At 56.5% G+C, this 16,201-nt stretch carries 12 protein-coding genes; 9 read left to right on the forward strand and 3 right to left on the reverse strand.

Annotated features, from left to right (window positions below; translation table 11 throughout):
• Nucleotides 1-10: 10 nt before the first annotated feature.
• Both DDT56_RS11940 and DDT56_RS11945 read right to left on the reverse strand, forming a co-directional pair.
• On the reverse strand, nucleotides 11-1,318 hold the full coding sequence (locus DDT56_RS11940) for an enolase C-terminal domain-like protein (protein WP_136166668.1): 1,308 nt from the start codon (nucleotides 1,316-1,318) through the stop codon (nucleotides 11-13).
• A 545-nt stretch (nucleotides 1,319-1,863) separates the two neighbouring features.
• The gene (locus tag DDT56_RS11945) at nucleotides 1,864-2,769 is read right to left on the reverse strand and encodes a GntR family transcriptional regulator (protein WP_136166725.1); all 906 of its coding nucleotides are present in this window, start codon (nucleotides 2,767-2,769) and stop codon (nucleotides 1,864-1,866) included.
• Between the two features lie 142 nt (nucleotides 2,770-2,911).
• On the opposite strand from DDT56_RS11945, the gene DDT56_RS11950 reads away from it, so the two are divergent.
• The 3 genes from DDT56_RS11950 (at nucleotide 2,912) to DDT56_RS11960 (ending at nucleotide 6,963) form a co-directional block, all read left to right on the forward strand.
• Nucleotides 2,912-3,943 (forward strand): zinc-binding alcohol dehydrogenase family protein, encoded by a 1,032-nt coding sequence (locus DDT56_RS11950; protein ID WP_136166669.1) that lies wholly within the window; start codon nucleotides 2,912-2,914, stop codon nucleotides 3,941-3,943.
• Nucleotides 3,944-4,012: 69 nt separating this feature from the next.
• The gene (locus DDT56_RS11955) at nucleotides 4,013-5,464 is read left to right on the forward strand and encodes a tagaturonate reductase (RefSeq protein WP_136166670.1); all 1,452 of its coding nucleotides are present in this window, start codon (nucleotides 4,013-4,015) and stop codon (nucleotides 5,462-5,464) included.
• Between the two features lie 8 nt (nucleotides 5,465-5,472).
• Nucleotides 5,473-6,963 carry a UxaA family hydrolase gene (locus DDT56_RS11960; RefSeq protein ID WP_136166671.1) on the forward strand — a complete coding sequence of 497 codons (1,491 nt, stop codon included), beginning with the start codon at nucleotides 5,473-5,475 and terminating at the stop codon, nucleotides 6,961-6,963.
• Between the two features lie 122 nt (nucleotides 6,964-7,085).
• Here DDT56_RS11960 and DDT56_RS11965 read toward each other — a convergent pair whose 3' ends face one another.
• Nucleotides 7,086-8,291 (reverse strand): serine hydrolase domain-containing protein, encoded by a 1,206-nt coding sequence (locus DDT56_RS11965; protein ID WP_136166672.1) that lies wholly within the window; start codon nucleotides 8,289-8,291, stop codon nucleotides 7,086-7,088.
• Between the two features lie 344 nt (nucleotides 8,292-8,635).
• On the opposite strand from DDT56_RS11965, the gene DDT56_RS11970 reads away from it, so the two are divergent.
• The 6 genes from DDT56_RS11970 to DDT56_RS11995 all read left to right on the forward strand — a co-directional run bounded on the left by DDT56_RS11970 (nucleotide 8,636) and on the right by DDT56_RS11995 (nucleotide 15,982).
• Nucleotides 8,636-10,279, forward strand: a complete 1,644-nt coding sequence (locus tag DDT56_RS11970; RefSeq protein WP_136166673.1) for a TIGR04028 family ABC transporter substrate-binding protein — start codon at nucleotides 8,636-8,638, stop codon at nucleotides 10,277-10,279.
• Between the two features lie 61 nt (nucleotides 10,280-10,340).
• The gene (locus DDT56_RS11975; protein WP_136166674.1) at nucleotides 10,341-11,285 is read left to right on the forward strand and encodes an ABC transporter permease; all 945 of its coding nucleotides are present in this window, start codon (nucleotides 10,341-10,343) and stop codon (nucleotides 11,283-11,285) included.
• The gene (locus DDT56_RS11980; protein WP_136166675.1) at nucleotides 11,282-12,154 is read left to right on the forward strand and encodes an ABC transporter permease; all 873 of its coding nucleotides are present in this window, start codon (nucleotides 11,282-11,284) and stop codon (nucleotides 12,152-12,154) included. Before DDT56_RS11975 ends, DDT56_RS11980 begins: the two co-directional genes overlap by 4 nt.
• A complete protein-coding gene (locus DDT56_RS11985; protein WP_136166676.1) occupies nucleotides 12,151-13,791 on the forward strand; it encodes a dipeptide ABC transporter ATP-binding protein in 1,641 nt (546 codons plus the stop codon). The genes DDT56_RS11980 and DDT56_RS11985 overlap by 4 nt, the downstream gene beginning before the upstream one ends.
• 26 nt (nucleotides 13,792-13,817) lie before the next feature.
• Nucleotides 13,818-14,852, forward strand: coding sequence for a putative FMN-dependent luciferase-like monooxygenase (locus DDT56_RS11990; RefSeq protein WP_136166677.1), 1,035 nt, complete (start codon nucleotides 13,818-13,820; stop codon nucleotides 14,850-14,852).
• A complete protein-coding gene (locus tag DDT56_RS11995; RefSeq protein WP_136166678.1) occupies nucleotides 14,849-15,982 on the forward strand; it encodes an alkylhydroperoxidase domain protein in 1,134 nt (377 codons plus the stop codon). The genes DDT56_RS11990 and DDT56_RS11995 overlap by 4 nt, the downstream gene beginning before the upstream one ends.
• Nucleotides 15,983-16,201 lie beyond the last annotated feature (219 nt).

Consider the following 16,201-nt stretch of genomic DNA (forward strand, 5'->3'; position numbering starts at 1 on the left):
TTTTATTGTTTTACTCACGCCATTCCGTACCATTGGGATATTCGAACTGCGCTACAGATGTCTCTTTCATGGTTACGCCGTATCCCGGCATTTCCGGCGGCATATAACGGCCGCGTTTGATATGAATTGGCTCCAGGAAGTTTTCATGCAAATGATCAACATATTCCAGCACGCGTTTATCCAATGATGCCGACACCGCGATATAATCAAATAAAACAATATTCTGTGAATATTGACACAGGCCGACACCGCCACCGTGCGGACATACAGGTACATTATATTTTGCGGCCATCAGCACTACGGCCAGCACTTCATTCAACCCGCCAAGCCGGGCAGGATCCAATTGACAAAAGTCAATGCTCCCAGCCTGGAACATTTGTTTAAACATGACTCTATTATGGGCATGTTCGCCGGTGGCGACGCCAATAGGCGCAATACGCTGGCGAATTGCCGCGTGACCTAAAATGTCGTCCGGACTGGTAGGTTCTTCAATCCACCAGGGATCGAATTTCGCCAGACGACGCATATTTTCCACCGCCTGATCGACGCTCCAGATCTGGTTGGCATCCATCATCAGCTTATAGTCCCAGCCCAGTTCTTCGCGCAAAATTGTCGCTCGTCGAATATCCTGCTCAATATCCGCGCCCACTTTCTGCTTAAGGTGGGTCCAACCGTCGGCGACCGCCTGGCGAGCCAGCATACGCATTTTTTCTTCGGAATAACCCAGCCACCCCGCGGCGGTGGTGTAACCGGGGAAACCGTCGAGCTGCATTTCTTCCTCACGTTGCGCCTTCGTCGTCGACACTTTACGCAACATGGCGATCGCTTCTTCCGGAGTCAGCACATCGGTCAGATAGGTGAAATCAACGCAGTTAACCAACTCTTCCGGCGACATATCCACCAGCAATTTCCAGACGGGCTTACCCTCTTTTTTCGCCCACAGATCCCAGATGGCGTTGATAATTGCCGCTGTTGCGAGGTGGATCACCCCTTTTTCCGGTCCAACCCAGCGTAACTGGCAATCACCCGCTACCAGCTCATGCCAGTAGCAGCCAAAATTAGCGGTAATATCTTCCAGATAGCGCCCCTGAACAAACAGCGTGGACAATGATTTGACTGCCTCGACGCACAGCTCATTACCTCGCCCGATAGTAAAAGTCAGGCCATTACCCACCAGCCCATCGTCCGAGTCGGTCCGCAACGTCACATAGGTGGCGGAGTAGTCAGAAATGGCATTCATCGCATCGGAACCGTCCAGATTTCTTGAAGTTGGAAAACGAATATCTTTCACTTCAATTTCAATTATTTTACTTTTCATTTTTTTCCTCGGATAAAAAATTGATAAAATTCAGCTTACCAATAACATTACTGCTCTATTAATACCGACCTCACGTCAACCTTGGCATATCAGTTGATTTATCACTGACATCTTCTTGATATTCACCGAGTAACCTGCAACGCTCGATAAGATAAAGGCCATTATTTATTGAATTCCCTGGTGACTCATCACAATATGTCAATTTTTATAAAAAATATTGATTTTTGATGGCGGATTTTTTAATTTCAAAAAAAACACAATGACGCACCATACATTTATTCACATGGTTGAAAACGCTCATCCTGATTACTGACTTTATCGCCCTGATAATTTTCATTCGGAAAGATACCGTTACGCCATTCGCCTTCGCCCTCCTGCTAAATTTTAATTTTATCGCCGACCTGATATATTTCGTTTGAGAATAGGTGGGTAATTATCAGCACCGAGCTTTTTGTGATAGATTCGTGCGTTATTTAATATTTTTCTGTTTTTAATCTGCTTTTAACATGATTTTTATCTGCTTTTAATCCAGGTGGATTTTTCAGCTAATCAGCGTACTGACTGATGGAATACAGCATTGATTGCTTGGCGGTATCCAGGTGCCGGCGCATTTCGCGCATGGCGTTGAGGTCGTTGCGGCAAATCAGCGCGCTGAGGATCGCCATATGTTCATCCGTTGCGATGATATTTCGTTGTTTCAAGTCTCTCTCATCCCATTGATAATGAAAGTGAAAAACAACGGAGATAATCTCAAGCGACTGATTGAAAAACGGATTATTGGCCGCTGACAAAATCAAGGTATGAAAGTCCCGATCGAGTTGGGAGAACATACGGTAGTTGTCGCCGATGGTTTCCCGCAGTTGGCGGTGCCGGTCGAGCAACTCCCTGGCTTGTAACCAGCGATCATCGTCAGGGGGCAAATTCATGAATTTATTAAGTGCATGAGTTTCAAGAAGTTCTCTTAGTTCAAACAGCTTTTCAGCATATTCCTTATCAAACTTTTTCATTTGCCATTGCCCGCGGCTGATATTTTCGATCAGGTTATATCGGCAAAAACGCAATAAAAACTCGCGTACCACTATCGGGCTGACCATCACTTCCCGGGCCAGTTGCAACTCGGAAAACGTATCGCCCGGACGCAATTTCCGTTGATTAATCATATGGAAAAACGCCCGTTCAAAGGTATCCGTCTGCACTTCAACCGGTTGGCTGACGCTGTCAAAACCATCGCTCTCATCGGGCTCACGCACAATGAGGTAATGGCCATTGACTTTTTCCAGCACGCCCCGTTGGTGCAAATAATAAAGCGTGTGATTCACCGTCGTCCGACTGATGTTATACAACTCCGCCAAAGCCGCCTGTGAGGGAAGTGGTGAAAGGATATGCCCCTTTCTGATGCCATCGATCATCTGATTGATCACGTTATGGCGAAGGTTTTGTGTTCTGCTCATCATCGTTCCTTTTGGTTTTTTATTTATTTAAAACTAATTTAAAGCTGAATATTAAGATTTAAATCACAAATAACCACAATGACACATCCGAAAATGGTTTTTTTATTTAATAACAGATCCCACTTATTATGAGGACGCTGTTATGGAAAATATAAAAACCATGAAGACGCTGGTTTGTGAGAAACCCACCGCGCTAGTTTACCAACAACGAGAACGGCCGACGCCCAAAGACAACGAGGCGTTAATTAAAATTTTAAACGTGGGTATTTGCGGTACCGATATTCATGCCTGGGCCGGTAATCAACCTTTTTTCAGTTACCCACGCGTACTGGGCCATGAAATTTGCGGTGAAATCGTTGCGCTGGGAAATAATGCTCACAATATACTCATCGGTCAACGGGTTGCCGTTATTCCGTATGTCGCTTGCCATCATTGTCATTCCTGTCTGAGCGGTAAAACCAACTGCTGTGAAAATATATCGGTGATCGGCGTTCATCAGGACGGCGGATTCGGTGAATATCTGAACGTACCGCTCGGCAATTTATTGATTGTCGATGATGTGGACCCCGTGTCGGCCGCATTGATCGAGCCTTTTGCCATCAGCGCTCACGCCGTGCGTCGCGCGGCGTTACAGGCTGGCGAACATGTGCTGGTGGTGGGCGCGGGGCCGATAGGTTTGGGGGTGGCGGCCATTGCCAAAGCCGATGGCGCGCAGGTGGTGATGGCCGACACCAGCGCCGAACGCCGTCAACATGTGGAAAAGAAACTGGATATCGCCACGCTCGATCCCTCCGCTGACGGATTCGAAAAGGCGTTGCGCCAACAGTTCTCAGGCATGTTGCCGGTGAAAGTCATTGATGCCACCGGCAATCAATCAGCCATGAACAACACCGTTAATCTTATCCGTCACGGCGGCAGCATCGTATTTGTCGGGCTGTTTAAAGGCGAACTCAGCTTTGCCGACCCGGATTTTCACAAAAAAGAAACCACCATGATGGGCAGCCGTAACGCCACTCACGAGGACTTCGCCAAAGTCGGTCAATTAATGGCGGCGGGCAAACTGTCCGCCGACATGATGCTCACTCACCATTTTGACTTCAATACGCTGGCCAACGTGTATGAAACGGACGTGGTGAAAAACAACGGGCTAATCAAAGGCGTGATCCATTTCTGAATCACGCTGAGCGGAATAATACGCCGGAACTCCCTTCCGGCGAGTCGCCATAATTTTAAGGATATTGCTATGTTAACGCTGAATCGCCGCGATTTTCCCGGGCGCCGTCACCCCGATAAAATCATCCAGTTTGGCGAAGGAAATTTTTTGCGCGCCTTTGTCGATTGGCAATTGGATTTATTGAATGAACATACCGGCCTTAACGCGGGTATCGTGGTTGTACGGCCGATTGACAGCGCCACCCCTCCCTCGCTGAATATTCAGGACGGCCTTTATACCACCCTTATTCGCGGTTTGAACGAACGGGGAGACAGCGTCAGCGACGCGCGAGTTATTCGTTCAGTTAACCGTGAAATCAATGTCTACCATCAGTTTGAGGAATATCTGGCTCTGGCGCATAACCCGGATATTCGCTGGGTATTCTCCAACACCACCGAATCCGGTATTAGCTATCTTGCGCAGGATAGCGTTGACGCCGCCCCGCCCACCAGTTTCCCGGCTAAATTGACCCGCCTGATCTATGAGCGATTCCGCCATTTTGACGGCGCGCCAGACAAAGGCTGGGTATTTTTTCCCTGCGAGTTGATTGACTATAACGGCGAAGCGTTGCGGGAACTGGTGCTGCGCTATGCGCGGCAATGGCAATTGGGCGCGGCTTTCGAAACCTGGTTGACCGCGCATAATACGTTTTGCTCCACGCTGGTCGACCGTATCGTAACCGGCTATCCGCGGGATGAAGCGACGACGCTGGAGAACCGTCTGGGTTATCACGACGCCTTTCTTGATACCGCCGAGCATTTCTATCTGTTTGTGATCCAGGGACCGCAGTGGCTGGCGCAGGAACTCCACCTGGATGATTACCCGCTGAATATCCGTATCGTCGATGACATAAAACCGTACAAAGAACGCAAGGTGGCGATTTTGAACGGCGCGCATACTGCGCTGGTGCCGGTGGCCTTTCTGGCGGGACTCAATACCGTGGGCGAGGCGATGCACGACACGCAAATCAGTCAGTTTGTCGAACAGGCCATCGCGCAGGAAATTATTCCGGTGCTCGATTTACCGTCAGAAGAGTTATACGCCTTTGCCCAGGCGGTATTGAATCGTTTTCGCAACCCGTTTATCCAACATCAACTGCTATCCATTGCGCTGAATAGCATGACCAAATTCCGTACCCGCATTTTGCCGCAGCTGTTGGCTTATCAGCGGAAAACCGACCGGTTGCCGCCACGGCTGACATTCGCTCTGTCTGCGCTACTGATGTTTTATCGAGGCAAGCGCCAGGAAACGTCTTATCCATTGCAGGACGACGCCCACTGGCTGGCCCGTTTTGCCTCAGGCTGGCAGGCTGTCGATGCCGGAACATTACCGCTTGGCGAACTGGTGCAAACCCTGTTGGCTGACAGCGACCATTGGGGGCTGGATTTAAATACGGTTCCGCAATTACCGCAAACGGTGACCCGTCAATTGCAGGACATCAAGAGCCTGGGAGTCCGCGCGGCGTTGTCTGTTTATCGTTAAGGTTGCCTATGAAAAGTATTATAAAAATACATCCGCTGGATAATGTCGGCGTCGCATTGCGCGATCTCGCCGACGGTGAGAAAGTGGAGATTGAAGGCCAATGGCTCACCCTGGCCTCGCCCGTGTCCCGCGGGCATAAATTCGCCCTGGATCCGCTACAGGCTGGGCAACACATCATTAAATACGGTTTGCCGATCGGTCATGCGCTGAGTGCGATTGCCGCGGGCGAACATATTCACTCACACAACGCCAAAACGAATCTGAACGACCTGGACAGCTATGTCTACCAGCCGCAAGCCGGTATGTTGCCCAAACCACTGGCGGATCGGCACATACAGCTGTATCGCCGCGCCAACGGCGAGGTCGGCATTCGCAATGAACTGTGGATAATTCCCACCGTCGGTTGCGTTAACGGTATCGCCCGACAGATCCAGCAACGTTTTTTGCAGACTACCCCGCATACGGAAGGAATTGATGGCGTCTATCTGTTTAGCCATCCTTTTGGTTGTTCACAGTTAGGGGACGATCATCAAAACACCCGCACTATGCTACAGAATATGGTGCATCATCCGCATGCCGGAGCAGTATTGGTGATCGGTCTGGGCTGCGAAAACAACCAGGTGGATGCCTTTCGTGACACCCTGGGCGAAGTTGACCTGCTACGGGTAAAATTTATGGTTTGCCAGCAACAGCAGGATGAAGTGGCGGCGGGGCTGGAACTGCTACGGGCGTTATACCAGGTGATGCGGCAGGATCGGCGGGAGCCGGGCCGGCTGAGCGAATTAAAGTTCGGTCTTGAGTGTGGCGGTTCCGATGGGTTATCCGGTATTACCGCCAACCTATTGCTGGGACGTTTTTCCGACTATGTGATTGCTAATGGGGGAACGTCCGTGCTGACTGAAGTGCCTGAAATGTTCGGCGCCGAACGTATCTTAATGAGCCGTTGCCGCGACAAAGGCACATTTAATAAAACGGTCGGCATGGTGAACGACTTTAAACAGTACTTTATTGACCATCATCAGCCAATTTATGAGAACCCCTCACCTGGCAATAAGGCCGGGGGGATAACCACGCTCGAAGAAAAGTCACTGGGTTGTACCCAGAAAGCCGGACAGAGTCAGGTGGTGGATGTCTTGAAATATGCCGAGCGGTTAAAAATAGCGGGATTGAATCTGTTAAGCGCTCCAGGTAACGATGCCGTAGCCACTAGCGCATTGGCGGGCGCCGGCTGCCACATGGTGTTGTTCAGTACCGGACGGGGCACGCCTTATGGTGGATTTGTGCCAACGGTTAAGCTGGCCACCAACAGTGAACTGGCGGCCCAAAAGCCCCATTGGATAGACTTTGACGCCGGCCAGCTGATTCATGGGGTTGATATGGATACGCTGTTGCAGGCGTTTATCGATATGATTGTCGCTATCGCCAACGGCAAACCCGCGCGCAACGAGGTCAATGACTTTCGTGAATTGGCCATCTTTAAAAGCGGCGTAACGTTGTAAAGGCCACCATCAGGCAGCGCCTGCGCAAACCGCTCATCATCGGGAATGTCCAGCCGGATGCGCAATACCGGTATCGGTATTGCGCCGTCGTTACCCCCGTTCGGGAAAGCGGCTACGCCCTCTCAATTCCTTCGGCACTCGCCACGATAGTCCATCGCCCCGCCGATACGCTGAATAAGCGAATGGCCGAGGTTGTTGTTCCAGTTAAAGCTATTTTGCAGCACCACGACCGCAACCTTGTGCTGGCGGTCCAACCCGATATAACTTGAGTACCCGCCAATATAGCCCACCTGATAAGTGATATGCTGTTGGCCGATTTCATCGGTAATCCAGGCAATATTGGCCGCCTCTTTGGTGCGGTTGTAATAGGTTTTCAAAGAGTCGCTGATGGCTTCATCCAGCGCGGCGTCGCCCGTCGGGTAGAGATGCGCATGGGCGAATTTCAGCAAATCATTCGCGCTGGTATAGAGGCTGGCCGCGCCCATCATGTTGGAAGAAAAATGCCAGTCGGGTATTGGCGTGCCGCGTAAAATGAATTTTGGCTGATCGCCCGCATGACCGAGGGCGCGATAGGGGAATTGCTTTAATTTTCCGGGGGTGAAGCTGGTATTTTTCAGCCCGAGCGGCCGGATAATATGGTTGTTTACCAACTGATCGATCGGCGCGCCGGTTTTCAGCCGCAGGATGTAATTCAGGATGGCGTAGCCGAGGTTGGAATAGATAGGCACCGGATTGGCCGGCGCATTAAAACGAGCCAGGTAGTTCAGTACGCTGTCATCGTCCAGCGTGGCGTAAAAGTTGTTTCCGGTGAACAGATACTCGGCGAACGATCTCAGCATCCGCACATCCATTACTTGCCGTGGTAAACCGGAGGTATGCGTCGCCAGTTGCAGCAGGGTGATCTTTTTTGCCCGCTCGCTTAAACGGATATTGCGCGGCATCAATTGCTCAAGCGTATCATCCCATTTCAATACGCCGCGCTTTACCAGGATCGCCGTGGTTTCCGCGGTAAAGCCTTTACTCACGGAACCCACCGCAAAAAGGGTATCGCCGGTAATCGGGTAGCGATGATAACGGTCCGTTACGCCATAACCCCAACTGCGCATTTGCCCGTCGGCCGTTAGCACCCCGACCACCAAACCCGGCGTGATATTCCGTTTGAGTAACGGAATGGCGAGGCGATCGACCTCCCCTGGCAAATCATGACCGCAGGCCAACGCCCGACGGTCAAAATCCGACTCGTCGGTCGACATATTCGACAAGGTGCCGCAACCGGAAAGCGTCAACAGCAGGGCCGTACAGAGCGCTGATTTAAGGGCCGCGGGCATAGTCGTCCGTTCTGAGAGGAGGTGGCGTGAGATTAAGCGATTTTACAAGGGATCATAATGAGATAGCCACGTTTTGTTCACCCCCGCCCCCCAAAACCCGTGATGCTGATGGATGGCAATAATAAAAACACACTCCAGAAACACGGACTCAACACCAAGCCTACATAAACAGCATTTTTTCTACATAAAATTGAATAATGAATGCCGGTTTTGTACTTTGCTGTTTCCTGCCGCCTATGGAAGTATCGCCTTAAATATCGGTCAATCCCTCCCGTAATACCTCATCAGGCAAAGGCTTGGCCGTTTATTTATTCACCTGATAACTAAAACGTAGGGACAACATCGTGTCGATTTTCTTGCATTCTTATCGTAAACAGAAGCTGCGCGTTTTTGCTTCATTGGTACTTCTGGGCGGCGCCGTTACGGCTCAAGCCGCGGACGAAACCCCGAAAACCGGCGGCACGCTGATTTATCTGGAACAACAGGCCCACACCAATCTTTATCCCCCGGCCGGCGGGTTTTATCCCAACGGCGGCATCCTGAATCAGATCACCGACAAACTGACCTACCAGAACCCGCAAACGCTGGAAATCGAACCGTGGATTGCCGAGTCCTGGAGCATCAATGCCGACAGCACCGAATACACCTTCAAAATCCGCCCCGGCGTCACCTTCTCTGACGGCACGCCGCTGGACGCCAACGCGGTGGCCAGGAATTTCGATACCTACGGCTTAGGCAATCCGGCGCTCAACCAGCCCATTTCGGAAGTTATCAATAACTACCAGCGCAGCGAGGTGATCGATCCGCTGACGGTGAAGTTCTACTTCAGCAAACCGTCGCCGGGTTTTCTGCAGGGCACCTCGGCCATTGGTTCCGGCCTGGTTTCCCTCGGCACGCTGGCGCGTGACTTCAATCAGTTGGGCAACGCGCGGCATATTATCGGCTCCGGCCCGTTCGTGGTGAGCAGCGAAAAGCTGGGGCGCGAACTGAAGCTGAGCGCGCGGCGGGACTACAACTGGGCGCCGGTAAAATTCCAGCATCAGGGACGTCCTTATCTGGATGGCATCACCATTCTGGTGACCCCGGAAGACAGCGTGCGCATCGGCGCGCTGATCTCAGGCCAGGCGGATTTTATCCGTCAGATTCAGGCCTATGATGAAAAACGGGTGCGGGATGACAACTTCAGCATCTATGCCCCCGCCACCCGCGGCGTCAACAACAGCGTCAACTTCCGGCCGGATAATCCGCTGGTCGCCGATATCCGCGTGCGCCGGGCGTTGCTCCACGCCACCAATACCAAAGAGATCATCGATACGCTGTTCTCGGACAACTATCCGCAGGCCACCTCCGTTCTGGCGAAAACCGCCGCCGGCCATGTCGACCTGTCGGATAAGCTGACCTTCGATCCGGCGCTGGCTTCCCGCCTGCTGGACGAGGCCGGTTGGAAAACCGGCCCACAGGGCATCCGGCAGAAAGACGGGCAGTCGCTGGTGCTGACCGCCTATGAATCGCTGCCGCAGCCGCAAAACAAAGAGACGTTGCAGGTGGTTTCCCAGCAGTGGGCCAAGGTCGGGGTGAAGCTGAACGTTCTGGCGGGCGACGCCGGCAGTAAAACACGCGATAGCCTCGATCCGCTGAAAACCGGCGTCGCGCCGGGCATGGTGGGGCGCGCCGATCCGGACGTACTGAAAAGCCAGTATTACCCGACGGTGCGCAACGTCCTGCTGCAGAAAGGCGGCGCCAGCGACAAGGTCAAAAACTTTACAGATACGACCTTGAACAACCTGCTGGACGGCATCGCCAGCGAAACCGACCGCGGCAAACGGCTGGCGCTGGTGGGCGAGGTGCAGCGTTATCTGATCGACCAGGCTTACGTCATCCCCATTTTTGAAGAACCGCAGGTTTTCGCCGGTTCCCCGGCCACCAAGGGCATTGGCTTTGAGGCGGTAGGACGGCCAAGTTTCTATAACGCCTGGCTGGATAAATAATTCACGACGACGGCCCTTTTGCGCCGCTCGGAAAAGGGTCTCTGGCGATAGGGAGTAGATTATGAGCAGGTATCTGGCGATACGCATCGGTCAGGCGCTGATCGTGCTATGGGCGGCGTTTACCTTATCTTTCATTCTGTTGCAGGCGCTGCCCGGCGATGCGGTGCTGATCAAGTTTCAAAGTCCCGAACTGGGGTTAAGCGCCGATCAAATCGCCCAGCTGCGCCTGGCCTACGGGGCGGATATCCCGCTCCTCAGCCAGTATATTCAGTCGATCGAGCGGGTGCTGCGCGGTGATTTCGGCCTCTCGTTGCAGGCCGGCGTGCCGGTAACCGAGCTGCTGGCCGCCAATCTTCCCCCCACGCTGCTGCTGGCGGCGCTGGGCTTTGTCGCCGCCGCGCTGCTGGCCTGCGCCATCGCCTTTTTATCCACCCTCACGCCGTTTCACTGGCTGCGTTCCGCGCTGCAGTCTTTGCCGTCGCTGTTTATTTCCGTGCCGACGTTCTGGCTCGGCATCGTCCTGATTCAGGTCTTCTCTTTCCGCCTGGGCTGGATCCCGGTGATTAATCCCGGCGAGTGGGAAGGATTGATTCTGCCGACGCTGACGCTGGCGCTGCCGATTTCCGCCCCGCTGGCCCAGGTGCTGATGCGCAGCATCGATCGGGTACAGACCCAGCCGTTCGTCGCCGTCGCCCGCGCCAAAGGCGCCAGCCGCGGCGGCGTGTTGTGGCGGCATATCGCCCGCAACGCCATGCTGCCGACGCTGACCATCGCCGGTCTGCTGCTGGGGGAGCTGATCGCCGGCGCGCTGATCACCGAAACGGTCTTTGGCCGCAGCGGGCTGGGACAGCTGACGCAGGACGCGGTCAACAATCAGGACGGCAGCGTGCTGCAGGCGATTGTGCTGATCTCCGCCACCGCTTTTGTGATCGTTAACCTGATAGTGGATCTGCTTTATCCCCTGCTCGATCCACGGCTGAAAAAAACCGCCGGAGCCGCATTATGACCATTATTTCACTGGAGAAAATCGCCTTATCGCCATTGAGAAAATGGCCGCGCCTTAGCCGCCATGTCGCGCGTTACGCGGCGCAGCCTGGGCTGGTTATCGCCTGGCTGATCCTGCTGACGGTGGTGCTGTGGGCGCTGTTCCCGGCGTGGTTTACCGCCTATAGTCCGACAGAGGGCGTCGTCGGCGCCCAGCGGCAGGCGCCGGGCGGAGAGTACTGGCTGGGTACCGATCAGCTCGGCCGGGATCTGTATGCCCGCATCGTCTACGGCGCGGTGCATTCGCTGTCCGGGGCGGCGATCGCGGTCGCCCTGGGATTGATTCTGGGCAGCGCGCTGGGTCTGATAGCCGGCGCCGTGGGCGGCTGGTGGGACACGCTGGTGATGCGCGTCATCGATACGCTGCTCTCCATTCCCGTGCTGCTGCTGGCGCTGAGCGTGATCATTCTGCTGGGGTTCGGCACCGTGAACGCCGCCGTCGCCGTCGGGGTCACCTCGGTGGCCAACTTCGCCCGGCTGATGCGCTCGGAGGTGCTGCGGGTGCGCAACAGCGACTACGTTGAAGCGGCCTACGGCAGCGGCGGAACCTTCTTCAGCGTACTGCGGCGCCATATTCTGCCCAACTCGCTGACCACCGTCTTCGCCTTCGCCGCCCTGCAGTTCGGCAGCGCCATTCTGACCATCTCCACCCTCAGCTTTCTCGGCTATGGCGCGCCGCCGCCGACCCCGGAGTGGGGATTGCTTATCGCCGAGGGCCGCAACTATATCGCCACCGCCTGGTGGCTAAGCGCCTTCCCCGGACTGGTGGTGGTGCTGACGGTACTCTCCGCCAACCGTATCAGCCAGTCCATCGGGAGAACGTCACGATGAATCAAACGACCGGCCGCCCTTCCCGTACCCCGGTTCCGGTGCTGGAACTGGACAATGTTTCCATCGCCTACCGCGGCGATGAACGGGAGCAAACCGTGGTGGAGGGGGTTTCGTTTCATATCGACGCCGGCGAGGTCGTCGCGCTGGTGGGCGAATCCGGCTCCGGCAAAACCACCACCGCCCAGGCGGTGATCGGCCTGCTGGCGGAAAACGGCCGCCTGACGCGCGGCGCCATCCGCCTGAACGGCACGGATATCGCCAACTGGCCGCAGAAGCGGCTGGACAGCCTGCGCGGGGCGCGCATCAGCCTGATCCCGCAGGACCCCGGCAGTTCCCTCAATCCGGTGCAAACCATCGGCGACCAGGTGGATGAAATTCTGCGCATCCACCAGCGGGAAGATCGCCGCGCCACGCGCCGGAAAACGCTGGCGTTGCTGGAGCGCGTCGGCCTGAGCCAGCCTGAGCTGCGCGCCCGCCAATATCCCCATGAGCTCTCCGGCGGCATGAAGCAGAGGGTGCTGATCGCCATCGCCATTGCGCTGAAGCCGGCGCTGATTATCGCCGATGAGCCCACCAGCGCGCTGGACGTCACGGTGCAAAAACGCATTCTCGACCTGCTGGACGAACTGCGGCGCGAAAACGGCACCGCGGTACTGTTCGTCACCCACGATCTGGGCGTGGCCGCCGAGCGCGCCGACCGTCTGCTGGTATTCCAGCACGGCTATATTCAGGAGCAGGGGCCGACGCAGGCGGTGCTGAAAGCGCCCGCCAGCCAGTACGCCCGCACCCTGCTGGCCAACGTGCCGTCGCTGAACCCGGTCAAGCGCCCTTCGCCGCCGGCGCAGGGCGAGATCGTCGTGTCGGTGGAAAACCTGGTGCAGGACTTCCCGCTGGCGGGCCGCAAAGGGGAACATTTCCGCGCGGTGGACCATATCTCGTTCAGCGTCGGCCGGGGAAGCACTCACGCCATCGTCGGCGAATCCGGCTCCGGCAAAACCACCACCGCCCGCAGCCTGCTCGCGTTTCAGCGCCCCAGCGCGGGCCGCATCCTGATTGACGGCACGGATATCACCCGGCTGAAAGGCGAAGCGCTGCGCCAGTTCCGCCAGACCATCCAGTTGGTTTACCAGAATCCGTTCGGCTCGCTCGATCCCGCGCAGCGGCTGTACGACATCATTGAGGAGCCGCTACGCAACTTCAACCGCTACGCCAGGGCGCAGCGGGAGCGGAAAGTGCATGAAATGTTCGAGCGCGTCGCCCTGCCCGCCGCGCTGCTGACGCGTAAACCGCGCGAGCTCTCCGGCGGCCAGCGGCAGCGTGTCGCCATCGCCCGGGCGCTGGTGCTGGAGCCCAAAGTGCTGGTGCTGGATGAAGCGGTCTCCGCGCTGGACGTCACCGTGCAGGCGCAGATTCTGCGCCTGTTGACGGAACTACAGCAGTCGCTGGGGCTGACCTATCTGTTTATTTCCCACGATCTGGCGGTGGTGCGTCAGATCGCCGACACCGTCTCGGTGCTACATCACGGCCGACAGGTGGAGTGCGGGCCGGTGGAGCAGATTTTCGCCCGTCCCGCCAACCGTTACACCCGAGAACTTATTGAGGCGATCCCCGGGCGGCAACACCCGGCTTTCGCCTGAAAACCATACACAAGAAGGATGTTAGGATGACAAATAAACGCCTGGGTTTTTTCACCCGCCTGCTCGACGACGTCTCTGCGCAACAGCGTTACCGGCTCGCCACGGAGCAAATCGTTAAAGCCGAGCAACTGGGATTCGACAGCGCCTGGGTGGCCCAGCACCACTTTCATGCGGACGAAGGCGGGCTGCCGTCGCCGCTGGTTTTTCTCGCCCACGTCGCGGCCAATACCCGGCGCATCCGGCTGGGCACCGGGGTGATCACCCTGCCGATGGAGCATCCCCTGCGGGTGGCGGAAGATACCGCCGTGCTCGATCTGCTCAGCAACGGGCGGCTGGAGGTCGGCATCGGCTCCGGCGGCACGCCCTCTTCCTTCGCCGCCTTCGGCCATGACAGCGCGCAGCGCGGCGAAATTCTCGCCCGCTATCTGGCGCAGGTGCGCGCGGCATGGCGCGGAGAGCCGTTAAGCGGCGACGGCAATCAGCTCTATCCCGAGGCGGCCCACCTCAATAAACGGGTCTGGCAGGCGACGTTTTCGGTGGACGGCGCGGTGCGCGCCGGCAAAGCGGGCGACGGGCTGATGCTGTCCCGCACCCAGCCGCGGCCGGAGAGCTTTCCCGACGCCACGCTGGCGGATTTGCAGAATCAGATGATCGACGCCTATCTGGCCGAGTTGCCGGAAGGGGTGCAACCGCGGATTCTCGGGTCGCGCAGCGTTTTCGTCGCCGACGATCGCCAGTTGGCGTTAAGCCTGGCGGAAAAGGGGCTGCGCCGTTCCGCCGCGCGCCTTGGGGCGTTTCGCCCGATACGCCAGGGCTCGGTGGCCGAGCTGATCGACTCTTTCGACAGCCACGTCGGGACGGCCGAGGATGTTATCGCCACCCTTCAGACGGACAGTTCGCTGGCCCGGGTGACCGATGTGGCGTTTCAGGTGCACTCCATCGATCCGCCGCACGCCCTGATCCTCCGCTCCCTTGAATTGATCGCCACGCAGGTCGCGCCCGCCCTGGGGTGGCAGCCTGCCGTGAAACAGAAAAATACGCTTGGACAGGAGACGATATGACCTACGATGCGCAAAATAAATCGCAGCCTCGCGACGTGCTGGACGCGCTGGCTGAAATCACCCCGGACAGCGAACTGGCCGCCGCCAGAAAAACCCGTGAAGCGGCCACGCGCCATATTCAGGGCAGCTATGAGGCGATCTTCGCCGCCGGCGAGGAAGAAGCCCTGCCGTTATCCCTGCGTTTCTGGCTGGCGGAGAAAGTCAGCGGCTGGCATCAGGATGAGCAGCTACAGCGCTTTTACGCCGCCAGAGCGGCCGAAACCGGCGAACCACCATCAACGCCGGCGCGTCAGTTGGCGCTGGCGCACGCCGAGCTCCTGACGCGCTCGCCCATCAACGCGGAGGCGCCGCAGCTACGGGCGCTGGAACAGGCGGGCTGGTCGGCGGACGATATCGTCACGCTCTCGCAGTTGGTGGCTTTCGTCAGTTTCCAGAGCAGACTGCTGCGCGGCTACCGCCTGATTGCCGGACAGCGGATCGGCCAGCCGCACTCACAGGCCGCGGTCGCCGGCCGTTGGCACACGCACCCCGCCACGCAGAGCGGAAAAGCGGCTCCGCAGGCGTTTACCCAGGCCGGATTGGAGTGGGAACCCTGGATCGCCCCCAAGCCGCTGTCGGAATTCAATGCCGACGAACAGGCGATTCTGGCGCGCTTCGGCCATACCGACTCTGATTATTTCCGTCTGCTGGGGCGTAACCTGCCGGTGCTGGAACAGCGCACGTTAACGGACAAGGGGATTTTCTATACCTCCGGCGGACTGCCGCGTAAAGAGCGGGAGCTGGTGGCCGCCATCACCAGCAAGGTGAACGGCTGCATTTATTGCGCTTCCGTGCACGCCGCCAAGGCCAGCCAGCTGTCCAAACAGCATGACGACGTACAACGCTTGCTGGACGTGGCGCCCGGCGGCGATTTGACCATCGGCCAGAACCCGCGCTGGCAGGCGATTATCGATTTCACCGCCCGCCTGTCGGTCACCCCGGCGCAGGTTAACGCCAACGATCTGGCGCGGCTGCGCGAACAGGGGCTGGATACGCTGGAAATTGTCGATGTGGTGCAGTCGGCGGCGTTCTTTGCCTGGGCGAACCGGCTGATGCTGACGCTGGGCGAACCTTTCTGGCCGGAGTTCTGATTTAGCGACGATGCGGCCGCCGCGCCGCCGTGTGATTCGAAAGTAAAACGTTGCTACGGCATCCTCCCGGATGCCTTTTTCTTCCCTTTCCGCCTCACTGCCCGGCGTGTCCGGCATTCGGCGCCGACCATAGCCTCGATAGCTTAGAGCTATTACAACATTAATATCATTCGATTTTACCTATACCCATACGGTCTATAGGATGAATCATCCGTCAAC

The organism is Brenneria corticis, assembly GCF_003115855.1.
GTDB classification, from domain to species: Bacteria; Pseudomonadota; Gammaproteobacteria; order Enterobacterales; family Enterobacteriaceae; genus Brenneria; species Brenneria corticis.